The organism is Nocardiopsis sp. CNT312, assembly GCF_000515115.1.
Taxonomy (GTDB): Bacteria; Actinomycetota; Actinomycetes; order Streptosporangiales; family Streptosporangiaceae; genus Nocardiopsis.
This window is the reverse complement of record NZ_AZXF01000040.1, coordinates 1-22,283: the sequence shown is the minus strand read 5'-3', so window position 1 is coordinate 22,283 and position 22,283 is coordinate 1. Positions and strand designations below refer to the sequence as shown.

Annotated in this window: 25 protein-coding genes and 2 pseudogenes; 13 read left to right on the top strand and 14 right to left on the bottom strand. The window is 69.6% G+C overall.

Translation table 11 applies throughout. From position 1 onward, the window contains the following. Positions 1-439: 439 nt before the first annotated feature. Together B042_RS0116375 and B042_RS0116370 are read left to right on the top strand one after the other, a co-directional pair. Positions 440-1,294 carry a helix-turn-helix transcriptional regulator gene (locus tag B042_RS0116375; protein WP_028649234.1) on the top strand — a complete coding sequence of 285 codons (855 nt, stop codon included), beginning with the start codon at positions 440-442 and terminating at the stop codon, positions 1,292-1,294. A 12-nt stretch (positions 1,295-1,306) separates the two neighbouring features. Then, a complete protein-coding gene (locus tag B042_RS0116370; protein WP_028649233.1) occupies positions 1,307-1,498 on the top strand; it encodes a DUF397 domain-containing protein in 192 nt (63 codons plus the stop codon). Between the two features lie 157 nt (positions 1,499-1,655). On the opposite strand, the gene B042_RS0116365 is transcribed toward B042_RS0116370, so the two are convergent. Further along, positions 1,656-2,957, bottom strand: coding sequence for a CynX/NimT family MFS transporter (locus tag B042_RS0116365; RefSeq protein ID WP_028649232.1), 1,302 nt, complete (start codon positions 2,955-2,957; stop codon positions 1,656-1,658). Between the two features lie 190 nt (positions 2,958-3,147). On the opposite strand from B042_RS0116365, the gene B042_RS0116360 reads away from it, so the two are divergent. The 4 genes from B042_RS0116360 (at position 3,148) to B042_RS0116345 (ending at position 5,043) form a co-directional block, all read left to right on the top strand. Further along, entirely contained in the window at positions 3,148-3,636 is a 489-nt protein-coding gene (locus B042_RS0116360; RefSeq protein WP_028649231.1) for an Lrp/AsnC family transcriptional regulator, read from the top strand. A gap of 326 nt (positions 3,637-3,962) precedes the next feature. After that, positions 3,963-4,214, top strand: a complete 252-nt coding sequence (locus B042_RS0116355; RefSeq protein ID WP_028649230.1) for a type II toxin-antitoxin system Phd/YefM family antitoxin — start codon at positions 3,963-3,965, stop codon at positions 4,212-4,214. Continuing rightward, positions 4,211-4,471 (top strand): Txe/YoeB family addiction module toxin, encoded by a 261-nt coding sequence (locus tag B042_RS0116350; RefSeq protein ID WP_028649229.1) that lies wholly within the window; start codon positions 4,211-4,213, stop codon positions 4,469-4,471. The genes B042_RS0116355 and B042_RS0116350 overlap by 4 nt, the downstream gene beginning before the upstream one ends. A gap of 35 nt (positions 4,472-4,506) precedes the next feature. Then, positions 4,507-5,043 carry a DUF5946 family protein gene (locus B042_RS0116345; RefSeq protein WP_369797715.1) on the top strand — a complete coding sequence of 179 codons (537 nt, stop codon included), beginning with the start codon at positions 4,507-4,509 and terminating at the stop codon, positions 5,041-5,043. 77 nt (positions 5,044-5,120) lie between these two features. Here B042_RS0116345 and B042_RS0116340 read toward each other — a convergent pair whose 3' ends face one another. The 8 genes and pseudogenes from B042_RS0116340 to B042_RS23505 form a co-directional block, all read right to left on the bottom strand. Beyond that, complete coding sequence (locus B042_RS0116340; RefSeq protein WP_051415749.1) at positions 5,121-5,402, bottom strand: type II toxin-antitoxin system RelE/ParE family toxin; 282 nt, start codon at positions 5,400-5,402, stop codon at positions 5,121-5,123. Next, entirely contained in the window at positions 5,399-5,677 is a 279-nt protein-coding gene (locus B042_RS0116335) for an antitoxin (protein ID WP_028649226.1), read from the bottom strand. Before B042_RS0116335 ends, B042_RS0116340 begins: the two co-directional genes overlap by 4 nt. 49 nt (positions 5,678-5,726) lie before the next feature. Next, on the bottom strand, positions 5,727-5,978 hold the full coding sequence (locus tag B042_RS0116330; RefSeq protein ID WP_028649225.1) for a Smr/MutS family protein: 252 nt from the start codon (positions 5,976-5,978) through the stop codon (positions 5,727-5,729). A gap of 178 nt (positions 5,979-6,156) precedes the next feature. After that, positions 6,157-6,390: pseudogene (locus B042_RS27105) on the bottom strand (GNAT family N-acetyltransferase); the annotation flags it as partial. Between the two features lie 121 nt (positions 6,391-6,511). Next, positions 6,512-7,345, bottom strand: a complete 834-nt coding sequence (locus B042_RS0116325; RefSeq protein ID WP_028649224.1) for a class I SAM-dependent methyltransferase — start codon at positions 7,343-7,345, stop codon at positions 6,512-6,514. 8 nt (positions 7,346-7,353) lie between these two features. Further along, positions 7,354-8,124: an SURF1 family protein gene (locus B042_RS23510; RefSeq protein WP_197024341.1), complete on the bottom strand. Its 771-nt coding sequence runs from the start codon at positions 8,122-8,124 to the stop codon at positions 7,354-7,356. A gap of 142 nt (positions 8,125-8,266) precedes the next feature. After that, positions 8,267-9,103: a chaplin family protein gene (locus tag B042_RS0116315; protein WP_028649223.1), complete on the bottom strand. Its 837-nt coding sequence runs from the start codon at positions 9,101-9,103 to the stop codon at positions 8,267-8,269. A 578-nt stretch (positions 9,104-9,681) separates the two neighbouring features. Further along, positions 9,682-10,146, bottom strand: coding sequence for a Fur family transcriptional regulator (locus B042_RS23505; RefSeq protein ID WP_051415748.1), 465 nt, complete (start codon positions 10,144-10,146; stop codon positions 9,682-9,684). 364 nt (positions 10,147-10,510) lie between these two features. On the opposite strand from B042_RS23505, the gene B042_RS0116305 reads away from it, so the two are divergent. Continuing rightward, positions 10,511-11,638, top strand: a complete 1,128-nt coding sequence (locus tag B042_RS0116305; RefSeq protein ID WP_028649222.1) for a CapA family protein — start codon at positions 10,511-10,513, stop codon at positions 11,636-11,638. 32 nt (positions 11,639-11,670) lie between these two features. Here the strand turns inward: B042_RS0116305 and add are convergent, their stop codons facing one another. Together add and B042_RS23500 are read right to left on the bottom strand one after the other, a co-directional pair. Next, positions 11,671-12,717 (bottom strand): adenosine deaminase, encoded by a 1,047-nt coding sequence (gene add / locus B042_RS0116300; protein WP_028649221.1) that lies wholly within the window; start codon positions 12,715-12,717, stop codon positions 11,671-11,673. Between the two features lie 52 nt (positions 12,718-12,769). Beyond that, positions 12,770-13,615 (bottom strand): annotated as a pseudogene (locus B042_RS23500) (aldehyde dehydrogenase family protein). Positions 13,616-14,078: 463 nt separating this feature from the next. Here B042_RS23500 and B042_RS0116290 point away from each other — a divergent pair. The 3 genes from B042_RS0116290 (at position 14,079) to B042_RS0116280 (ending at position 16,368) form a co-directional block, all read left to right on the top strand. After that, positions 14,079-14,669 (top strand): TetR/AcrR family transcriptional regulator, encoded by a 591-nt coding sequence (locus B042_RS0116290; RefSeq protein ID WP_028649220.1) that lies wholly within the window; start codon positions 14,079-14,081, stop codon positions 14,667-14,669. Beyond that, positions 14,663-15,538, top strand: coding sequence for a S9 family peptidase (locus B042_RS0116285; RefSeq protein ID WP_028649219.1), 876 nt, complete (start codon positions 14,663-14,665; stop codon positions 15,536-15,538). Before B042_RS0116290 ends, B042_RS0116285 begins: the two co-directional genes overlap by 7 nt. A gap of 206 nt (positions 15,539-15,744) precedes the next feature. Next, positions 15,745-16,368: an HD family hydrolase gene (locus B042_RS0116280; protein WP_028649218.1), complete on the top strand. Its 624-nt coding sequence runs from the start codon at positions 15,745-15,747 to the stop codon at positions 16,366-16,368. Positions 16,369-16,377: 9 nt separating this feature from the next. Here the strand turns inward: B042_RS0116280 and B042_RS0116275 are convergent, their stop codons facing one another. The 3 genes from B042_RS0116275 to B042_RS0116265 all read right to left on the bottom strand — a co-directional run bounded on the left by B042_RS0116275 (position 16,378) and on the right by B042_RS0116265 (position 19,173). Further along, on the bottom strand, positions 16,378-17,136 hold the full coding sequence (locus B042_RS0116275; RefSeq protein WP_028649217.1) for a sulfite exporter TauE/SafE family protein: 759 nt from the start codon (positions 17,134-17,136) through the stop codon (positions 16,378-16,380). Positions 17,137-17,240: 104 nt separating this feature from the next. Further along, positions 17,241-18,164, bottom strand: a complete 924-nt coding sequence (locus tag B042_RS0116270) for an SPFH domain-containing protein (RefSeq protein WP_028649216.1) — start codon at positions 18,162-18,164, stop codon at positions 17,241-17,243. 223 nt (positions 18,165-18,387) lie between these two features. Continuing rightward, positions 18,388-19,173: an ABC transporter ATP-binding protein gene (locus tag B042_RS0116265; RefSeq protein WP_028649215.1), complete on the bottom strand. Its 786-nt coding sequence runs from the start codon at positions 19,171-19,173 to the stop codon at positions 18,388-18,390. Positions 19,174-19,223: 50 nt separating this feature from the next. Here B042_RS0116265 and B042_RS0116260 point away from each other — a divergent pair, with 50 nt between their 5' ends. The 3 genes from B042_RS0116260 to serB all read left to right on the top strand — a co-directional run bounded on the left by B042_RS0116260 (position 19,224) and on the right by serB (position 22,059). Then, positions 19,224-19,976, top strand: coding sequence for a hypothetical protein (locus tag B042_RS0116260; RefSeq protein WP_028649214.1), 753 nt, complete (start codon positions 19,224-19,226; stop codon positions 19,974-19,976). Positions 19,977-20,123: 147 nt separating this feature from the next. After that, the gene (locus tag B042_RS0116255; protein ID WP_028649213.1) at positions 20,124-20,747 is read left to right on the top strand and encodes a DUF1707 domain-containing protein; all 624 of its coding nucleotides are present in this window, start codon (positions 20,124-20,126) and stop codon (positions 20,745-20,747) included. A 100-nt stretch (positions 20,748-20,847) separates the two neighbouring features. Next, positions 20,848-22,059: a phosphoserine phosphatase SerB gene (serB, locus tag B042_RS0116250; RefSeq protein WP_028649212.1), complete on the top strand. Its 1,212-nt coding sequence runs from the start codon at positions 20,848-20,850 to the stop codon at positions 22,057-22,059. Positions 22,060-22,283 lie beyond the last annotated feature (224 nt).

Sequence of the window (22,283 nt, the reverse complement as noted above, 5' to 3'; positions counted from 1 at the left end):
GCGGCGAGCAGGTCGTTGGTGGTGATGTCGATCATGCGGCCGCCCCCCGGAGGGTGAGCAGGCGGGCGATCACCTGGGCGAGCGGGGCGAGGTCGCCCGCCGGGTGGGCGTAGAAGCGCACCCGGCGGGCGCGGCGCGGACGGCGCGGGGGCGGNACNGCGGTCGCGAGCCGCCACGCCGGGCGGGGTTCGTGGTGTCGCGGGCAGCGCAAAGCGCACACCTCCAAGGCAGGGCCGGATGGGAGGTCCGGCGGCTTCTGGTGACACCATCGTCGCTGACTGCGCACTAAATCGCAAGATGCATTCTAGGATCGCATGAAACAATCTCCTTAGATACTGACTCATGCTGTCGAAGGATGCGACAAATGTCTGAAGATGCGACACCGAGCGTAGGGTCGAAGCACCAAAGCAGTTCAGCCCGGATCAAGAGGAGCGAGGATTTGGCCGCCAGTCCGACCCTTCGACGCCGACGACTGGCCCGTCAGCTACTCCGGCTGCGTGAGGACGCAGGTTTGACCGCGAAGCAGGCTGCGGTCGAAGCGAAGAAACGGGCTCCGGACAAGAGCTGGTTCGAGGCCAAGATCACCCGGATCGAGACCCGCAAGCAGCGCGTGCGCGATGCCGACCTCCAGGTCCTTCTGGACATCTACGGCGTCACGGACCCGGACGAGCGGGAGGCCTACCGCAGGCTTGCCCGTGAGGCCTCCAAATCCGGATGGTGGTTCGGATACCGGGACATCCTCGGCGCTGGAACCTACATCGACCTGGAGACCGAGGCCTCACGAATACGCACGTACCAGGTCCAACACCTTCCCGGCCTGCTCCAGACCGAGGGCTACGCCCGCACGATGATCCACGCCGGTGGTGTCGCTGATCAGGACGAGGTGGAGCGCCGGGTCGAAGTGCGTATGGTGCGCCAGCACATCCTCAGCCGGGCGGACGCACCGCGTCTGTGGGCGATCATCGACGAGACGGCCTTCCGCAAGACTCCGCCCGAGATCGCCGCCGAACAACTCCGCCACCTGCTCGATGTACAACGGCCGACACTGCGGGTCCAGGTCCTGCCTGACTCTGTGGGGCCGCACGCTGGAATGGACGGGTCCTTCGTCATCCTGGATTTCCCGCACGACCCATCAGCGGTCTACGCCGAGCAGACCGGCGGGTCCGGCCTACTGATCGAGGATCCGGAGCAGATTACGCTCTACGAGACGGTGCTCGACCACGTCCAAGCGGCCGCGCTCAGCGTGGAGGAATCCCGTGACTGGATGAAGCGCCGACTCAACCAGCTCGACTAGAGGACACCGACGATGTTCACCAGCGAATCCCACCTTCAGTTCCGCAAATCCTCCTACTCCTCAGCGAAAGGTCAGGACTGCGTCGAGGTCGCCGACTTCCCTGGCGGCTCCGCCGTGCGCGACACCCAGAACCGCGAGGCGGGGTACCTGGCTTTTGGTTCCGCCGAGTGGGACGCCCTGCTCAAGGTGGCCGCTCGCGCTTGAAGCGGGCAAGACGAAGGCCCCGGTCCGTTTGAGGACCGGGGCCTTGTCCATGCTCACCAGAAGCATTATCCCGCGCCGAGTCTATCGGCCAGGGCGGTGAGCGGCCAGGCAGTGTCTCTCAGGCGTCCGGCTAGGACGGGACGGTGCGGCCCGGAACCTACTCGACGTGTGTCGCCCCGCGCCCCTCCTGCGTCTCGGCCGCCCCCTCGATGGTCCGCGGCACACGCTCGACGTAGCCCATGACGACCGCCACGGCGAGCGAACCGCCCACCACCAGGAGGAAGGACGCCCCCCAGCCGCCGGTCAGCTCACTGACCAGGCCGAAGAGCAGCGGACCGCCCAGGGCGATCCCGCTGCCCACGCCCTGGACGAATCCGGAGAGCGCGCCCGCGCCGCCGGGCGTGGCGCTGCGGGTCTGGATCATGGTCATCATCACCACGTACATACCGGTGCCCAGCCCCAGTGAGAGAGCCCACAGCGGGGCCGCCTCCGGGGCCAGGGCGATGCCCGCGTAGCCGACCGCGTACCCGGCCACCCCGAGCAGCACGAGCGGGAAGGTACTGGCCGAACGGACGGTGGCGGTGGGTGCCACCAGCCCGAACAGCAGGCTCGCGCCGATCATGAGGGAGACCATGCTCCCGGCGAAGCCCTCGCCGTGCCCGGCGTCGGTGAGCAGCGTGGGCAGCCACGTGAACAGGATGAAGACGTTCCAGGTGACCATCCCGAAGAGGACGGCCATACGCCAGGCCATCCCCACACGCCAGACCGGCCGTGCCAGGGCCGGGGTGCCGCCCCCGCTCCGTACCGGGTCGGCGCTCCCCGTCCGGCCGTGATCCGACCGCGACCGCTGGGCGATCCACAGGACCGCCGCGGCCAGGGCGATCACGGACCACGCGCCGAGCGCGAACCGCCACCCGGCGACCTCGGCGAGGGGAACCGCGACCAGCGGCGGGAACAGGGCCCCGGCGTGGACGGCGACCATCTGCACGGTGCTCAGCGCCGCCAGGCGGTCCGGGAAGTACTGCTTGATCAGGGCCGGCAGCACCACGTTGCCCAGCGCAGCACCGGTGAGGGTCACGGCGGTCAGGAGCAGCAGGGTGCCGGTTTCGGGGGCGAAGGCGCGCAGCACCTGGCCGACACCGGTCAGGGCCATGCTCAGAACGGCGGTCGCCTCGGTGCCCCAGCGGCGCATGACGGCGGGGGTGATCAGGCCGAAGAGGGAGAAGGCGACCAGCGGCAGTGTGCCGAACACGCCGATCACGGTGGCGGCGAAGCCGAACTCGGCGCCGACCGTGGTCAGCAGGGGCGACAGCGACGTGACCACCAGGCGCAGGTTCAGGGCCGCGCAGACGATGGCCGCGAGGGCCAGGAACCGGCCACGGAAGGCTCCTGTGGGAGCCGTAGCGAGCGGCCGGGCCGACGGTCGGTCGGGGGTGGCCGCGACGGAGGAAACGCTCATAACGGCGACAGGGGTCCCTTGTCGTTCGGTGACGCGGCGCCGCATCGGAGTGGGGTCGACCGGCGGCGACGCTGCCCGCCCGAGGAAGGATCACTTCCGGGCGAGCCAAATACGATTGTTTCCGAAAAATATTACGCACAGATCGGACCATTTCACAACTTCCCGTATTTAATACGGCTAGAGTTGGCCTATGGCTGATCTGGACGAACTTGATACGGCGATACTGGCCGCTCTGCAGTCGGACGCACGGCGCACCAACCGGGACGTCGCCGCGGCCGTGGGCGCCTCCCCCACCACCGCCCTGGATCGCACGCGCGCCCTCAAGGAGAGGGGCGTGATCCGCGGCGCGCTGCTGGACGTGGACCTGGAACTCATCGGGCGGCCCGTGCAGGCGCTCATCACCGTGCGGATCTCCAAGCCCTCACGGCACAACATCGAGGGCTTCCGCGACTGGGTGCACGCGCTCCCCGACACCCTGTCGGTCTTCGTCACCTCGGGCAACGAGGACTTCCTCATCCACGTCGCCCTGCCCGACAACGACAGCCTGTACGCCTTCGTGGTCGACCGGCTCACCGAGCGCCCCGAGGTGGCCGACGTGCGGGCGTCGATCGTCTACGAACACCTGCGCAGCGACCACGTCGCCCCCGCCACGGGCACCGCCCGGCGGCGGAGGCGCTGAAGGGCTCGGCCGACGTGCCCCAGCGGTCGAGCGCCACCGTGCCGATCACCCACACCGCGGACACCCCCCGAGGGCAGGACGCAACCGACGGACACCGACTCGTGTACAAACCGGCCGAGGACAGGGTCGGCATCGCCGCCCACGGGTACCGCCACGGGAAGCGGGCCGGGCCCTCCGTCCCGCGGCCACGGTCAGTGCCGGAAGTGCACGAACAGACGACCAACGTACTTGTAGCGATGCACTTGCCGACGAAGCACCAACCCCACATTTTACGTACAACTTCTTGTACAATTGAGCCAGGTTCACGTGCGACGAAGGGCTGAGACGTGAAGACCATGACCTACTCCGAGTCCCGTGCCAACTACGCCGCCACACTCGACTCCGTGATCGACGACCGGGAGGAGGTCGTCATCACCAGAGCGGGACGGGAGCCCGTGGTGATGATGGCGCTGTCGGAATACGAGACCCTCAGAGAGACGGCCTATCTCCTGCGCAGCCCTGAGAACGCCCGTCGCCTGGTGACCGCGATCGAGGAGCTGGAGTCGGGCCGGGGCATCGAGCGCGAGTTGAGCGAATGAGGCTCGTCTGGGCGGAGAGTGCCTGGGAGGACTACGTCTGGTGGCAGAGCCAGGACCGGAAGATCCTCAAGCGCATCAACGCGCTGATCAAGGACATCGCCCGTAACGGCAACGAGGGCATCGGAAAACCGGAGCCGCTGCGACACGGTTTCCAGGGCTACTGGTCGCGCCGCATCACCGATGAGCACCGGCTCGTGTACAAGCTGGTCGAGGACGAGATCCTCCTCGCCGCCTGTAGGTACCACTACGGGAAGTGACCTCGACGACCCTCCGTCCACCGCTAGTGACGAAAATGGATCCACAGGCGGCCGAAATACGTGCCCGAGTCCACTTCCGAGCCGCGCGCATCCGCGAAAATCGACTCGCCCTCCCGGGCCGCGTGCGCGAGTATCGCAGCATGGACACGTGTGCACAGTGCGGAGCGGTGAGCGAGACTCCCTGCGAGGAGTTGTTCCAACAACTGTTGGCGCTGGACCACTCCCGCCAGGAGCCGTGTGGCCCGCTGCACGGCGTCGCCGTCGCCTGTTACCGCCTCCAGCACCCGGACTCCCTCTCCGAGGGTGCACACGAGTTCCCGCTGGAACTGCTGCGCGCCCATCTGGAGGGCAGGTCCGCGGCCTCCCGCAAGCTCACCGAGCGCGCCCGGCGCGGCAACTCCCACCGGGTCCACCGAGAGCGCGGGGTCCGCGCCTCAACCATCCCCGAGGCACCGAGCGGGTTCGGGTTCACCATCGCCGAGGTCGCTGCGGACGGCGGTTTCCCCGCCGAGGGCCGCCCCGAACACGTCCGCGCCTGGGCGCGGGCCACCCTGACCGCCTGGTCCGCCTGACCTGCCCGGCTCAGTGCCTGAAGTGCACGAACAGACGACCGAAGTTCTTACCACGATGCGCTTGCGAGGGGGCGATCTCACAGCTTGCGGTAGACCTCGCGCCGATGGGCCACGCGCAGCGCCACCACGACCAGCCGCCCATCGTCGATCGAGTAAACGACCCGGTGGTCGCCCACACGGATGCGCCACAGCCCCGGATAGCCGCTGAGCTGACGGCATCCGTCGGGACGCGGCTCCTCCGCCAACGCCATCACGGCCGAGTACAAGCGGCGCGCGACGGGTTTGTCGAGCTTGCTGAGTTCTTTGCGAGCCCGGCCGTCGAACACGACCTCGAAGGCGCGCGATCCTTCATTCGTCACAGTCCGAGTTCCCTGGCCACGTCCTCGGCGGACACGGATTCAGCGTCACCGGACCGGATCTCCTCCAGCCTCTGGTGGGCGATGCGCCCGTCCTCGAGGTCGATCATCTCCTCGTAGGCCTCGACCAGCTCGATCGGAACGATGGCGGCAACCCGCTCATGCTTGCGCCCACGCGTCACATAGGTGACCTCGTCGCCGAAGGCGGCTCTGTTCACACGCTCGGAGAAGTGGTCACGGGCCTGGGCGACGGACAGCTCGACAGGATCAACACTCATACCACCATGATGCGCCAAGTTGGCCAAGTTGGCGACCCTTGGGTACGCATCAATGGCGAAAATGGACCCAAAGGCGGCCAAAGTTCTTCGAGTCCTTCTCCACCCGGTGGTAGCGGGCCTTGACGTCCTTGCGGTCAAGGAAGCGCAGCACCCGCTTCTTCAATTGGCCGGACCCCTTGCCGGGGACGATCTCCACCGTCTTGGCCCGGGTCCGCTCCGCCTCGTCCATGATGTCGTTGAGCGCCCGGTCGATGTCCCGCCCCTTGTTGAAGACGTCGTGCAGGTCCAGCTTGAGCCGCATCGCCCCTCCTCCATACCCAGTGGTTCTCGGATGATACGGACGGGCTCACAGCCGCAGTCCACACACCATCCGGTCCACACCCGTACCGTCGTAGTCCGTGTCGTGGCCCCGTCGCGGTGAAGCCGAACGCCCGGTGGAGGGCGATCAAGCGCTCGTGGCCCGGAGAGGTGATCGCGCGGGCCGCCGAACGCCCCTGGGCGCGCGCCGCGTCGGCGAAGCGCCGGTACGGCTCACCGGCCAGCCCCGAACGCCGCTGCCCGGGGGCCACCGCGATGGGGCGGACGTAGGCCGCCTCGGGGTCCGAGGGCGGAGCGAACCCGACGAGGACGCCCGCCAGCCCCTCCCCGGCCTCGGCCGTGAGGCTGGTGGAGTGGGAGTGGCCGAGAAACGGGCGCGGCGGCAGGTGCGTCATCGGCCGTCACCACCAGTCGTCGCAGACCGCCACGGCGCGCGCGGCCAAAGGGGCGGGCTGTTCGGATCCGGACACCGGCCACGGGTTGACTCCTGGCTCTGCTGTGCACTGCCTCGCGGTCCTACGGCCTGACCGCGCAGAACACCGCCGTGCCGGGGACCATCCGGCCACGGACCGGCCCCCAGCCGCCCCACACCCGGTCGTTCCACTCCGGCCACTCCGGTTCCACCACCTCGCGCAGGGACAGCCCTGCTGCGGTGATACCCCGAACCCAGTCGCCCACCGTCCGGTGGTGCTCGACGTAGACCGCCCGGCCGTGCTCGTCCTCCTCCACGTAGGCGCGCCGGTCGAAATAGGACTGGCGCACGGTGAACCCGTACTCGGTGGGGTCGTCGGGGAAGCACCACCGCACCGGGTGTGTCACCGAGAACACCATCCGCCCGCCCGGACGCAACACCCGAGCCGCCTCGGTGAGCGCGTCGGAGGCCGCGGGCAGGAACGGGAACGCGCCGAAGGACGAGAACACCACGTCGAACGAGGCATCGGCGAACGGGAGCCGCTGCGCGTCGGCCTGCACCGTCGCCGCCCCAGCCCCGGGCTCCCTGCCCTCGTCGATCCTGCGCGCGTGCTGGAGCTGGCGGAAGGAGAGGTCGAAGGCGACGGCCTCGCGGACCCCCTGATCGCGCAGCCACCGGGAGCACTGCCCGGCCCCGCAGCCGATCTCCAGGAACCGGCCCCGGCGCGTGTGCTCCAGGTCCAGCAGGTCGGCCTCGGCTTCGGTCAGCCCCTCCGGGCCCCACACGAAGTCGGCGTCGCCCAGGAACCCGCCGTGCTCGGCCTGGTAGTCGTCGGCCTCGCCGTCCCACCACAGGCGCCCGGCGCGGGAGCTCTCCTGGGAGCCGACAGGGCGGCGGCCGACCCCTCCCGTCCCCACGTACTCGGTGCGGTCGTCCACGGGTCTCCTCACACTCCGGTGTCGACGGCCGGGGCGGTTTCCCGGGCGTCCCTGATCTCCCTACGGACGAGGAAGACCCAGCCGACCACGGCCACGATGGAGAACACCCACCACTGCACGGCGTAGGACAGGCTCATGCCCGACGTCAGCTCCCGGACCGCGACCCGCTCCGGTGCGGGGTCGGGCACGGGATCCTGCCGGGTGAGTTCCATGTAGCCGCCGTAGACCGGGTACGGGAGGTCCTCGGCGAGCGCGTCGACCTCCACGATCATGATCTGCCCCTCGGGCAGCCCCTCGCGATTGCTCAGCCCGGTGTTCTCCTCGGTCTCGGAGAACTGGAGGCGGCCGGTGACCGTGACCTGCCCTGGGGCGCCCGCGGGGGCTTCCGGAGTGTCCCGCGCGGTCTCCCCGCGCGGGATCCAGCCGCGGTTGACCAGGACGGCCGGGCCCTCGTCGGTGACCAGCGGGGTGAGCACGTGGAAGCCCACCCCTCCGGAGCCGTCGCGGTGCCGCACCAGGAGTTCGTGCTCGGTGTCCCAGGTCCCGGTCGCCTCGACCGTGCGCCACCGGTCGGCGCGGGCCACGTCCGCGCCCACACCGGTCAGCTCGGCCAGGGGGACGGGGTCGGCGGCCAGGTTGGCCTGTTGCAGGTGCGCGGCGGCGCTGCGCTGTTCCCAGCGGTCCAACTGCCAAAAGCCCAGCCAGATGAAGCCGGGCACGATCAGCGCGACCAGCGCGTGGAAGGCCAGCATGCGCGGGGAGGACAGGACTTTGAGCACGTCTTCGAGGTTATGAGACGCTCCCGCCCCGCCCGCACCACCCCCCAGCCCCCAGCCCCCAGCCGCCGGCCGCCGGCCGCCGGACACGGACGGGGGCGGCAGCCGCTCCCCCAGCGGCCGCCGCCCCTCACCACGGGTACGCTCAGCCCTGAGCGGCTGCCCGGCGCTTGCGCGCGAGGTACAGCGCACCGCCGCCGGCTCCGATCGCGGCGATCCCGGCGGCCACCAGGCCGCCGATGGTGCTGCCGGTCATCGCGAGCTGCTCGTCGGCCTGGGGCTCGGGGGCGGACTGCTGGTCGGTCTCGTCGCCGCCGTCGCCCTCGTCCTCGGGGGTCTCCTCCTCGCCGCCGTCGTCCGGGGTCTCCTCGTCGCCGCCGTCCTCGTCGCCGCCCTCGTCGACGGTCTCCTCCTCGCAGGAGGCACCCCCGGCACCGAGGACGGAGATCGCGTTGCCGCAGACGCCGACCTCGCCGTCCACCGGGACCCCCACCTGGTTGCCTCCGCCGATGCTGCCGGAGCCGTCCGTGGTGGTCTCGCCGGAGTCGTCGCCGGCCCCTCCACCCGCCTCCTCCTCGGCGGACTGCTCGATGAGTTCGACGAACTGGGTGCACTGGGAGCCGGCCACCCCCAGGATCCCGATCGAGTTGCCGCAGAGGTCGATCGCCAGGTCCACGGGGATGATGATCTGGTTGCCGCCGGCGATGCTGCCGGAACCGCTCGTGGAGGTGTCGCCGGACTTCTCGGCTTCCTCTTCCAGTACCTCGACGAAGCTGGCGCAGTCCGCCCCGGCGACGCCGAGGACGGAGATCGCGTTGCCGCAGATGTTCACGGCCGCGTTCACGGGGATGATGATCTGGTTGCCGCCGGCGATGCTGCCGGAACCGCTCGTGGAGGTGTCGGCGAAGGCGGCGGTCAGGGGGGAGGCCACGAACCCGGCGGTGAGGGCCGCTGCGAAGGAGTAACGGATGGTGTTGCGCATCGTGCTGCTTGGACCTTTCAGAAGACTGCCAGAGGATCGCGCCGGTGGCGACGCGGGGATGCGTGGACGGGACCGGGCGGACCGGTGCCCGTAGGGGGCGGAGCCGTCCCGTCGCGGCGCTGGCGGGCCCGTCACCGAGCGGTGATCGAAAGCGAGGCGACCCACAGTGCGGTTCTCGGTTCTCCGAAGGGGCATTCCTTACGTGAACCGACCGTCGACCGAAACGCTAGCAAGCCTTCACGGGTATTCGTGCTATTTCCCGCAACATCTCCACGCGAAAGAGACACTCCAAGTCATGAATCCATGACCCCATGGAGTATTCCCTGTTCAAAGCACTCCCTTTAAGCACTCCGAGTGTACATCATGTAGCCCAGAGTGATCATTGGCGACGAAAAAATCTTGGGCCCGGGAGCCGAAATTCCACTAATAAACTTCGTATATTAGTCATCTAGCGATAGAAATAGGGCAGCGAATGCCACCTTAAGTCGCTTGACAGAGAAGTAACGAATGCCCAGTTTGGGAGGAATATCGCATAAAAGGCCCGCCGTCGAAACGATCGGGCCCGTGGGGCAGACGGCTCAGCCCGTGGACTCGGCCGGGCCCGTCTGGAAGAGTTCGCCCTCCTCCTCCGCGGAGGAGCCCTGGCACGGGGGACACAGACCCCAGAACACCACTTCGGCCTCGTCGATGGCGAACCCGTACGAACTCGCCGGCTCCAGACAGGGTGCCTCACCGGCCACGCAGTCGACGTCCTTCACACTTCCGCAGACACGGCAGACGAGGTGGTGGTGGTTGTCGCCCACCCGGGTCTCATAGAGGGCCGGCGATCCGGCCGGCTCCGTGCAACGCAGCAGGCCCGCCCTCGTGAGGGCGTACAGGCCGTCGTGCACCGTCTGGTTGGACACGTGTCCGACCTTCTCGCGCACCCCCCGGGTGACGCGCTCGGCATCGAGGTGGTCTCCGCAGCGGACGGTGGAGAGGATCGCCTCACGTGTGGCGGTGGCCCTGAGACCGACGGAGCGGAGTTCAGCGGAGTCGTCCATACCACCAGCGTAGACACTAGATTTGATCGGATCAGTAAAACGAACAGAAACAGTTCATGGCCCCGACTCCGGAAACACCCACCACACGGACCGCCGGAGCACTCACCCCAGGAGACCACAAAAGAGCTGGTCAGGCACGTACAATCAACAGGACGACAACCAAGGACATGTCAAGAACCGGCCACCGGCGCGCCAAGCACCCCGCGGCGTCCGCGAACGGCCGCCCCTCCTGCGGACCATGCGCAGCAGCGCCCCTCAGGGGGATCTCATTGTGATACCGCCAGAGCTCACCGGCCAACCCGCCGCCGAACAGACGCGTCCCACAGGCAAAACTCGCCCTACCCCCGGCAGAGCAGGAGCACGAATGCAGCCCCGCCCCTCCCGTCCCCTCCTCCGCACACCCCTCAGATGCGGCGCCGCGATCCTCGCACCCGCGCTCTTGCTCACCGCGTGCTCCTCGGAGGACCCCCAGGACACCGACAACGAGGCGTCGGTCCAGAGCCCCGCCGGGGACTCCTCCGCCCCGACCCCGCCACCGGAGGAGAACTCCGAGCCGTTCACCGTCGCCTTCGGCGGCGACGTGATGTTCGAGGGCCTCCTCGAACCCCGCCTGAACGACCCCGCCACCGCCATGGGGCCCATCGCCGAACAGCTCTCCGCCGCCGACCTCGCCATGGTCAACCTGGAGACGGCGGTCACCGAGGGCGGGACGCCCGCCCCGGGGAAGCAGTTCGTGTTCCGCGCCCCCGCAAGCGCCCTGGAGGCCCTGGACGCGGCCGGAGTGGACGTGGCGTCAGTGGCCAACAACCACGGCCTGGACTACGGGGCCGCCGGCCTGGCCGACACCCTCGCCAACGGTGAGGCCTCACCCGTCGAACTGGTCGGGATCGGCAACAACGCCGACGAGGCGTACGCCCCCCACGTCGCCGAGGTCCACGGCCAGACGGTCGCCATGTTCGGCGCCTCCGACGTACTCGACGACCACCTCATCGCGGCGTGGACCGCCACCGACACCAACCCGGGCCTGGCCTCCAGCAAGAACGAGATGCGCCAGCACCTGGTGACCGCCGTCTCCGAGGCCGCCGCCGAGCACGACAACGTGGTCGTGTTCCTGCACTGGGGCCTGGAGGGGTCGCACTGTCCCCTCCCGCACGCCCCCGGCCTCGCCGACGAACTCGTCGCCGCGGGTGCCACCGCGGTCGTGGGAGGCCACGCCCACGTGCTGTCCCCCGGCGGCTTCATGGGCGACTCCTACGTCCACTACGGGCTGGGAAACTTCGTGTTCTACAACTTCAACGGGCCCACCGCCGAGAGCGGCGTCCTCACGCTCACCTTCGACCAGGGCAGTGTGACCGAGGCCGACTGGGCCCCCGCCCAGATCCAGGACGGTGTGCCGGTGCCCTACGAGGGTGCCGCCGCCGACCAGGCCCACCAGACCTGGGTGAACATGCGCGCCGAGTGCGGCCTACCGCTGGCCGACTCCCCCGCGTAGGGGTCCGGTGCCCGCCCCAAAGGGCGCGGACCTCACCGCTCGGGACGGGCGACCCCGTGCCGCGCGGCGACGTCGGCGATCTCGCCCAGCAGGGCGCGCCGACGCGCCGCGCCCAGGTAGGAGGCCCGGACCCCGTTCTCGGCCAGCCTCACCAGGTCGTCCGCCGACAGCCCCAAGCGGTGGGCGGTGCGGTACTCCTCGGTGAGGTCGGTACCGAACATCGTCGGATCGTCGCTGTTGAGGGTCACCAGGAGCCCGGCCTCCAGCATGCGCGGCAGCGGGTGGTCCCCGATACGTGCGACGGCGCGCGTACACACGTTGGAGGTCGGGCTCACGTCCACCGGGACCTGCTCCTCCACCAGGCGGGCGAGCAGCCCCGGCTCGCGCATCGCGTCGATACCGTGTCCGATCCGCTCCGCGCCGAGCGCGTCCAGCGCCTCGCGCACCCGCTCGGGCCCGCCGTGCTCACCGGCGTGCGGCAGACTCGCCAGTCCCGCGGCACGGGCCCGGCCGAACACCCCGGCGTACTGCTCCAGCGGCGTCTCCACACCGCCGACCCCGAACCCGACCACGCTGTGGGGCCCGTCCGCCAGCACGGCGGCCACCGTCGCCTCAGCGCTGTCCGGCCCGAAGTCGGCGGGAAAGTCCGGAATCCACCGCAGCACAATCCCGTGGTCGCGTTCGGCCTCCACACGCGCCCGCTCGATCCCGTCGAAGACGACGCGTGCCGGGACTCCGCGCATCAGGTGCGCGTACAGGCTGACGTGCAGTTCGGCGTAGCGCACGTTCTGCCCCGCCAGGTTCCGGGCGACCACCGAGGCCAGGAGCGCGAAGTCCTCCTCCTCCCGCAGGGCGCCCACCGACTCCAGGTAGACCTCCACGAAGTGCGGGAAGTCGGTGAAGGCGTACCACCGCTCCAGCTTCTCCGGGTCGGCCGGCACACCCGTCAGACCGTGCTTGCGGGCCAGGGTGAACAGGGTCTCGGCGGGCATCGAGCCCTCCAGGTGAACGTGCAGTTCGACCTTGGGCAGGTCCCTGATGAGCGCGTCGACGGCCGCGGGGGCGTGGGTGGTGTGCATGACGAGAGACTACGCACACGCTCACACCGGCCCAAGCCCTCGCGGCCAAACCTCACACGGTCCCGTCCGGTACCCGCTCGGACACCGGCGAGGAGGGCCGGCCGCTCACCTGCTGGGGCACTCCCAGCGGGTTGTCGTCGCGCAGTTCGCGGGGCAGCAGCGACTGGGGCACCGACTGGGAGGTGACCGGACGCAGGAAGCGCCGGATCGACGCGGTACCGACCGAGGTGTGCCCCGACGCCGTCGTCGCCGGATAGGGGCCGCCATGGGTCATGGCGTGGGTGACGGCCACGGCCCGGGTCCGCGGGTGCGTGACCGCACGCCGCCCCGCCTCCACCCCGGTGACCAGGGAGAACGTTCCGTCCGGCAGCCCGGCTTCGGAGAGGGCCCGGGTGAGCAGTTCGGCCGTGCGCAGTGCCAGCCGCGGGTGGCCCGGGTGGCCCTTGACCACGACGGGGCATCCGGCGGCGAGCGCCGAGGCGGTGTCTCCTCCGGCCGTCGAGAACGAGAAGGCGAAGGGGAAGTTGCTCGCGCCGAACACGACCACCGGCCCCAGGGGCACCATCAGACGCCGCAGGTCCGGCCGGGGCGTGCCCCACTCCGGGGCGGCGGAGTCGATGCCCGCCTCCAGGTGGGAGCCGTGTTCCACGGTGTCGGCCATCAGCCGCAGTTGGAAGGTGGTGCGGCCCAGTTCACCCCGGCACCGCGCCTCCGGATAGTGCGTCTCCGCCATGGCGAGGGGCACGAGTTCCTCGGCGGCGGTGTCCAGGGCGTCGCCGGTGGTACGGAGCATGCGGGCCCGCTACTCCGGGGCCTGGGAGGCGAGGGCCGGCGCGGCGGCCGCGGCCCGCTCCATGACCGCGTCGAGCTCCTCCGGTGTGGTGTCTGGGCTGTCCATGCCTGAACCTACAAGGCGCGTGTGCGTTGTCCGGCCACGATCCAACCATGCCGACCCCCGCCCCGGAAAGCGCCATCCAAGCCACTCCCGAACGCTCTGCGCTCGGGCCGAGCACAGCCAGCGATACCGACATTGGATGACATAAGCAACACAAAGCCCCGAGGGCGTCACCGGCGAAACCGCCCATCCTTTCTCACGAGCAGGAATGACGGGCACGTTCGGGGTGCTCACCCAACGATCTTCTGCACGAAACTGAAATTTCCACGGAACCAGTCGATTCCGGAACGGCATCATAGGAGGCGTGACGACGAACCCCCGAAGCTCAACCGCCCAACGGCCCCCCCGGCCCTCCGGCACCGTGTATCGCCCTCCGGTGAAGGACCGCCGTTCGGTCACTCTCGCCTGCGAGGACCTCGACTTCGCCCAGGCCCCGCTGCGCAGGCTCCCCGCACAACAGCGAAGCATGCTCAGGGTCCAGCGCATGCTCGACTGCTGTGCCGAGCTCCTCGACGAGATCGGGTACGAGAACCTCTCCACGACCCGCATCGCCGAACGCGCCGGCGTGGCCATCGGTTCGGTCTACCAGTTCTTCCCGGACAAGAAAGCCCTCACCCAGGCCCTCGGCCTGCGCTTCCTCGACCAGTTCGGCGCACGCGTCACCGAGCGCCTGACCAGTGCCTCGTCCATGCACTGGACCGCCGCCGTCGACATCATGATCGACGAGTACATCGACATGCACCGGTCGGTCCCGGGATTCCGCAGTCTGCACTTCGGTGGCATGGTCGACCGTAGACTCCTTCATGGCGACGCCGACAACAACCGTGTCATCTCGGTTCGGCTCCGCAAGATCATCGTCTCCGTCACGGGTGTCCCCGACACGGACGAACTCGATCGCGTCATCGACGTCGCCGTCGAAGCCACCGACTCGGTGCTCAAGCTCGCCTTCCGTGACGACCCGAACGGCGATCCCGACCTCGTACGCGAGGCCAAGCACCTGGTGAGCAGTTACCTGACCCACTTCTCCGAACGCGACGGGGGCGGCCATCCGTGGTAGCCGATACCGACACACTCAGCAGACCCCTCACCGGCACGGCCGCCGGGGTCCCCTACCTCGCCCTGCCACCCTCCTTCGGTGACGGCCCGGCACCGCTGGTCCTGGGGCTGCACGCCATGGAACCGCCGCGCAGCGAGGCGGCCCTGGCCGGAGCGATCCCGCTGACCCCGCTACCCGCGTGGCGGGTCTACCTGGGGCTCCCGCTCTTCGGCGGGCGACTGCCCGAGGGCGGGGTCCCCGAGGTGAACCGGCGGGGCGCGCAGGACTACCTCACGGAGCTCTTCGCCCCGGTCGTCGAGGAGGCCGCCGCCGAGCTGTCCCACGTCACGGCCGATCTGCGCTCGGCGCTCCCGGTGACCAACGCCCCCATCGGCCTGGTCGGCGTGGGTGCCGGCGCCACCGCGGCACTGCTCTCCCTCGCCGAGAGCGACCTGCCCGTCGGTGCCGCCGCGGCCGTCAACCCCATCACCGACCCCGCTCTCGTGGTCGGTGTCCGGGAACGCCACAGCGGCTCCCCCTACGAGTGGAGCGGCCAGGCACGGCTGGCACGCGAACGGTTGCACCTCACCGAGCGGGCCGCCGAGGTCGCGCGCCACCGCACTCCGCTGCTCGTCGTCAACGGCGGCCTCGACGACGTGGCCGGGCCCGAGCACGGCCGCGCCCTGCACGACGCCCTGCGCGGCGAGGGCACCGACCATGCGCTCCGTCACATCGTGATCCCCGACCTGGCCCACTCCATCGGACCCGAGCCCGGCCTGGAACCCGGCCCGCTGACCCCGGCCGGGGTCCTCACCAACCGGGCGATCACCGAGTGGTTCCACTGGCACCTGGCCCCTTCCCCGCAGGTCCTGGTGGCTTCGGGGGCCTAAGGCCACGCCTTTGGTCCTGTTCTCTCATTCGATGTACGGTTCTTCCGCCCTCCGTTCACCGTGTGCACCACGCCGGCTCTCCCTGACGCCGTCCTTTCGACGCCGCCGCGACAGCTGGTGCGCGTTCCATGGGATCATCCAAGGGCGGCCGTGCGAACGGCCCACCTGCTGACCGCTTCGACTCATCCATCGGGAGGGCGAACCACGTGACGGAACCGGCACCGGTCTTTGCCAGCGGGGTCGACAACGAGCGGTTGAACGCGCAGTTGCGCTTCCTGCTGGAGGTCGACAAGCTCAAGCGCGTCCTGCGGCAGAACCTGCTGGTCGACGGGTCCCGGCGCGAGAACTCCGCCGAGCACTCCTGGCACCTGGCCCTGTCCGCCCGCACCTTCGCCGAGTACGCCCCCGAGGGCACCGACATCGACCGGGTTGTCGACCTGCTCCTGCTCCACGACATCGTCGGGATCGACGCCGGAGACGCCTTCGTCTTCAACGTGTCCGAACCCCCGGACCGGTCCGAGCGCGAGCGCGCCGCCGCGGACCGCATCTTCCCGCTGCTGCCCGAGGACCAGGCGGAGCACGCCCGGGCGCTGTGGGCGGAGTTCGAGGCCCGGGCCACGCCCGAGGCCCGCTTCGCCCTGGCCGTCGCCCGGCTGTCTCCCCTGCTGTCGAACTGGCACAACGAGGGCGGCACCTGGGTGCGCTCCGGGGCCACCCGTGCCGAGGTGATGGCAAAGGTCAAGCTGATCGCGGAAGGGTCCGAGGCGCTGGGCTCCTACGCCGCGGCCCTGGTCGACGACGCCCAGCGGCGCGGCTACCTCAACGGCTGAGCCCCGTGCTCAGACCCGCCCCAGCAGCAGTTGCAGGGCGGCCGTCAGCCCCACCACGACCACGCAGGCGCGCAGCGCGGCCGGGCTGAGCCTGCGGCCGTAGCGTGCGCCGAGGAAGCCGCCGATGACCGTCCCGGCCGCGATGAGCCCCACCACCGGCCACGCCGGTGCGGCCAAGGCAATGTAGAAGACCGCGGCGGTGCTGTTGGCCACCGTGGTGAGCAGGTTCTTCAGGGCGTTGATCCGCTGGAGGTCGTCGTCGAGGGCCGTGCCCAGCAGACTCAGCAGGATGATCCCCTGGGCCGCCGCGAAGTAGCCCCCGTAGGTGCCGGTCGCGTAGGCCCCCAGCGGCAGCAGCGGCCCCCCGTCCTTCGAGGCCGGCCTGCGCGAGCGCGCCCACGCGGCGATCCTCGGCTGGAGGACGATGAGGACGCACGCCGTGCCGATCATGAACGGCACGACCGTCTCGAACACGCCGGGCGGCAGGTAGATCAGGAGCAGTGCCCCGGTGACGGCACCGCAGAAGGCCATGGAGCCGAGTTTCAGCACCCGCGTCCGCTGGCCCGCCAGTTCGCGCCGGTAGGCGATGGTCCCGCTGAGGGTTCCGGGTGCCAGGCCGATGCTGTTGGAGACGGTCGCCGTGACCGGCGGGTAGCCGAGCGCCAGGAGGACGGGGAAGGTGAACAGCGTGCCGGATCCGGCAATCGCGTTGATCCCGCCGGCGGCCACCCCAGCCAGGAGAACGGCCACGGCCTCCCACAGTTCCATCCACACATCCCGGGTCCCTCCCGCTCCCCGCCGTTCGGGGAGGGTCGTCAAACCCTACGCAAGTCCGTCCGCGGATCCCGGTCCGGGGTGGGTATCGTCACTGATCAGATGTCCCGGACGGCCTCTTGGCGCAGCTCCTCGAAGGCGCTGCCGACCCCGTGCAGGGCCTGGCCCATCTCCGAGGGCACGATCCACACCTTGTTGGCGTCGCCCTGGGCGATCTCCGGGAGCTTCTGGAGGTACTGGTAGGCGAGCACGTCCCGGTCGACCCCGCTGGCGTGCAGGGACTTGAATACGATGTGGATGGCGTCGGCCTCGCCCCGGGCCCGGAGCGTCTGGGCGTCGGCGTCGGCCTTGGCCGTGAGCATCTGCGCCTCGGCCGCGCCCTTGGCGCGCAGCACCGCGGAGGAGCGCTCGCCCTCGGCGCGCAGCACCGCGGCCTGCTTCTCGCCCTCGGCGCTGAGCAACTGGGCGCGCTTCTCCCGGTCGGCGCGCATCTGCATCTCCATCGCCTCCTGCACCGAGGAGGGCGGTTCGATGCCCTTGAGTTCGATCCGGCTGATCTCGATGCCCCACTCGGAGGTCGCCTCGTCCAGGACGGTCTTGAGTTCGCGGTTGATCTCGTCGCGGGAGGTGAGGGTGTCCTCCAGGTTCATGCCGCCGATGACGTTACGCAGCGTGGCGAGGGTGAGCTGCTCCACCGCCCGGATGAAGTCGGCGACCTCGTAGGTGGCGCGGTAGGCGTCCACGATCCGCACGTACACCGCCGAGTCGACCTCCACGGCGAGGTTGTCCTCGGTGATGGCCGACTGGGGCGGGAAGCTGACCACCTGCACGCGCCGGTCGATCCGCTCGCGGACGCTGTCCACCCCGGGAATGACGATGTTGAACCCCGACTGCAGCGTCCGGTGGAACTTCCCGAACCGCTCGACGACGTCCTCCATCGAGTGCGGAACGATACGCACGCTCCGCCAGAAGATGATCAACAAGACGGCGACGAAAAGCGCGACGATGATGATCGGGGTCATGAGGACGGCTCCGAGTTCTGCCTGTGGGGCGGCTTCTCCCTGCGGGGCGGATGGGGGAGCGGGCACCGGCGGCCCCGCCCACACGGTGTTCAGCGCACCGGGAATGGAGCGATCCGCTCACCGGTCGATGACGCTACCCCATGTGCGCCTGGCCCGACCACATATGGACAAATATAGGAATTCCGGCCAACAGAATCACCGTATTAGTGCAATGCCATATAGGTCAGATCGCGCGGGCGCTCCAGCGCTCACCGTCGCGTTCGACCTTCAGGGGAAGGTCGAACGCCTTGGAGAGGTTCTCGGCGGTCATCACCGCGTCCAGGGGACCGGCCGCCACAACACCGCCCTCCCTCAACAACAGACCGTGCGTGAACCCCACGGGGATCTCCTCCACATGGTGCGAGACCACCACCAGGGTGGGGGCCGCCTCGTTGCGTGCGAGCACCCCCAGCCTCCGCAGCAGGTCCTCACGGCCCCCCAGGTCCAGACCGGCCGCGGGCTCGTCCAGCAGCAGCAGTTCCGGATCGGACATCAGTGCGCGGGCGATGAGCACGCGCTTGCGCTCACCCTCCGACAGGGTGTCGTAGGAGCGGTCCGCGAGATCGCCCACCCCCCAGTGCCCCAGCAGCGCCCGGGCACGGCCGTAGTCCGGGATCCCGTACTCCTCACGGAACCGCCCCACGAACCCGTAGGCGGCGCTGAGCACCAGGTCGAGCACCGGCGTCCCGGGCTCGACCCGGGAGGCCACCGAGGCCCCCGCGTAGCCGATGAGCGGACGCAGCTCGAACACGTCCACGCCGCCGAGGCGACCGCCGAGGATCTCGACCTCCCCGGCGGTCGGGTGAAGCTGGCTGGAGACGACGTTGAGCAGTGTGGTCTTCCCCGCACCGTTGGGGCCGAGGATCACCCACCGCTCGCCCTCCAGGACCGTCCAGTCCACGTCTGCCAGCAGCTCCGCGTCCTGCCGCCGTACCGTGGCCCCGTCGAGGCCCACCACACGCCCGTCCATCGTCCTCCCTCACTTCGCGCCCCGCTTTGGAGCCGACCTACTCTGAAGCAATGCAACTCACGTCCGCACCGCTCGTCGCTTGGGGCAACGCCTGGCTGTCCGGACATGTCGGTCTGGACGACGCGGTCGACGCCGTCGAGCGACGTGGCGGGCCCAACCTGATCGGGACAGTACCCGCAGACGACCTGCCCTTCGACAGCGGTGCCCCTCTACGAACCGCGCTGGTACGGCTGCGCGGCCTCGACCTGTCCGTGTTCCGTCTGGCGCTGCCCACCTGGGGCGACCCCTTCGGGCTGGTCGGGCCGAAGGAGCTCAACCAGGCCGCGCTGGAGGCCCAGGAGGGGGTCCTGCTCCAGCTCGCCGACACACAGATCGGCCTCGTACCCACGGCGGACCGGCGTGGTTCATCCTATGCGGGCGTGTCTTGGACGCCGTATCGGGCGACCAATACCCCTCCACAGATTCCCGGCCTCGCCGAGGCGGAACAGCGGCTGAAACTCGCGCTCATCGAGGCCGGACGGACCCTGGAGGGCATCACCGACATCGCCGGTTTCGAACCCGGGGTGCACGAGGAGCTGGGCACGCTGGAAGCGCACCAGGCACCTCCTCTCGCACACGGCTACCCGCCGCGGGCCCACAGACTCGCTGCCCAGGCCGAACGGCTGGCCCGGGTGATCGCTCTGGCCGGTCCCGCCTCGGGCCGCGGGATGACCGGCGGCCAGGCCGAGGAGCGCCGCCGGGCACTGCACACACTCGACATGGCCGTACGGCGCGCCCACGTGGCCGCCCACGCGGCCATCTGACCACCGCTCCCGTGGCCGCGCCCCTGGTGGAGGGGGCACGGTTCTCGGGGTTCTTCCAGGGACGTCACCTGATCCGTTCCCGGCCCGGCCGACGGATACTGGTTCGTGTACGACGGTGCCAAGCCCATCCCGAAGGAACGAGGAGCCATGCAACCCGAGCACATCCGAGCCTCCGACGCGGACCGTGACCAGGTGGCCGAACGGCTCCGGGAGGCCCTCGCGGAAGGCCGGCTCAGCCCCGGCGAACTCGACGAGCGCCTGGAGGCCCTCTACACGGCCAAGACCGTGGGGGAACTCGCACCGATCGTCGCTGACCTGCCCTCCCCCGGGAACACCCGGGCCGCCATGACGGACCGGATGTCCGTCCTGGGCCCCGACGCCCGGGACCTCGCCGAGCAGAGCAAGGGGTCGGAGAACCTCGTGGCGGTGTTCGGCGGCTGCGAGCGCAAGGGCCGCTGGCTCGTGGAGCCCAGGACCAACATCTCCGTCCTGTTCGGTGGGGTGGACCTCGACCTGCGCGAGGCCGTCCTGAGCCAGAACGAGGTGACCGTGCAACTGGCCGTGATCCTGGGCGGAGTGGAGATCACCGTGCCCGAGGGGGTCCGAGTGATCAACAACACGTCCGCGATCCTCGGCGGCGCGGAGATCCACGGGGCCGACCGGGTCACAGACCCTAACGCCCCGGTCATCCGGCTCACCGGTACCTGCATGCTCGGCGGGGTGGAGGTCAAGAGCAAGCGCCCCAAGCGGCGCAGGAAGTCCCGAGGGTGACCGGAACGACACTTCTCGTGTCCACACGGTGAACGAGCTGCGAAAAGAGGCCCACCTCGTGAACCCCCGGAACCGGGTGCCGAGTACCGTGGACAGCGTCATGAACGATGAATCCACGTTGTCGGTGACCATCACCGGGCGGGACCGCCCGGGGATCAGCGCGCGCCTGCTCAGCACCCTTTCCGTCTTCCCGGTGGCCATCGTCGACCTGGAGCAGGTCGTCCTGGGCGGCCGGCTCACACTCGGGGCCGTACTGGAGGTCGACGAGCGCGTGGCACCCGGCGTCACCCGCCACCGGGTCTTCGAAGAGGTCCGCCATGCTCTGGACAAGACCGCGATTGACCTCGACGTGGAGGCCGAGTACGGGGAGGGCAACGGGCGTGTCAACGCCTACGACCCCAACCGCCTGCACGTCACCGTCCTGGCGGACACGCTCCGCCCCGGCGCCCTCGCCGCGATCACGTCCTGTGTGGCTCGCGCGGGTGCCAACATCGACCGGATCGAACGCCTTTCCAGCTACCCGGTGACCTCCGTTGAAATGGACATCTCCGGTGGGAGCGCCGACCAGCTCCGCGCCGAGCTCGCGATGGAGGCGAGCACCCAGGGAGTGGACGTCGCCGTCCAGTCCAGCGGCCTGCATCGCCGCGGCAAGCACCTGATCGTCATGGACGTGGATTCGACCCTGATCCAGGGCGAGGTGATCGAGCTCCTCGCGGCACACGCGGGCTGCGAGGCCCAGATCGCCAGGGTGACAGAACAGGCCATGCGCGGCGAACTGGACTTCGAGGAGTCGCTGCGCGCCCGGGTCGCCCTGCTGCGTGGCCTGGACGCCTCCGCGATCGACCGGGTGCGTGAGGAGATCATGCTGACCCCGGGGGCCCGGACCCTGGTCCGCACGCTGAAGCGCCTGGGCTACGCCTGCGGCATCGTCAGCGGGGGGTTCACCCAGATCACCGACTCCCTGGTGGAGCTGCTGGATCTGGACTACGCCGCCGCGAACACCCTGGAGGTGGTCGACGGCAAGCTCACCGGTGAACTGGTGGGGCCGATCATCGACCGCAAGGGCAAGGCTGTCACCCTCCAGCAGTTCGCCGACCAGGCCGGGGTGCCCCTGACCCAGACGGTCGCCATCGGCGACGGCGCCAACGACCTGGACATGCTCCGGACCGCCGGTCTCGGGGTGGCCTTCAACGCCAAGCCCGTGGTGCGCGAGCAGGCGGACACGTCGGTGACCGTCCCCTATCTGGACGCGATCGCCTTCATCCTGGGTATCACCCGCGAAGAGATCGAAGCCGCCGACCTCCACGCCTGACCAGCATCCGGCCACGCCCAGCGGACACACGAAAGCCCCTGCCACGCTGTCGACCAGCGGCAGAGGCTTCGCCGTATATTCACGATTGCACAAGCCCGCACACAAAAAAACAGGGCCGGAGCCACCCCCAAAGGAACAACCCCGACCCCAACAAAAAACCGTGGCAGCGACCTACTCTCCCACCCCACCACAGGGCAGTACCATCAGCGCAAAGGGACTTAACG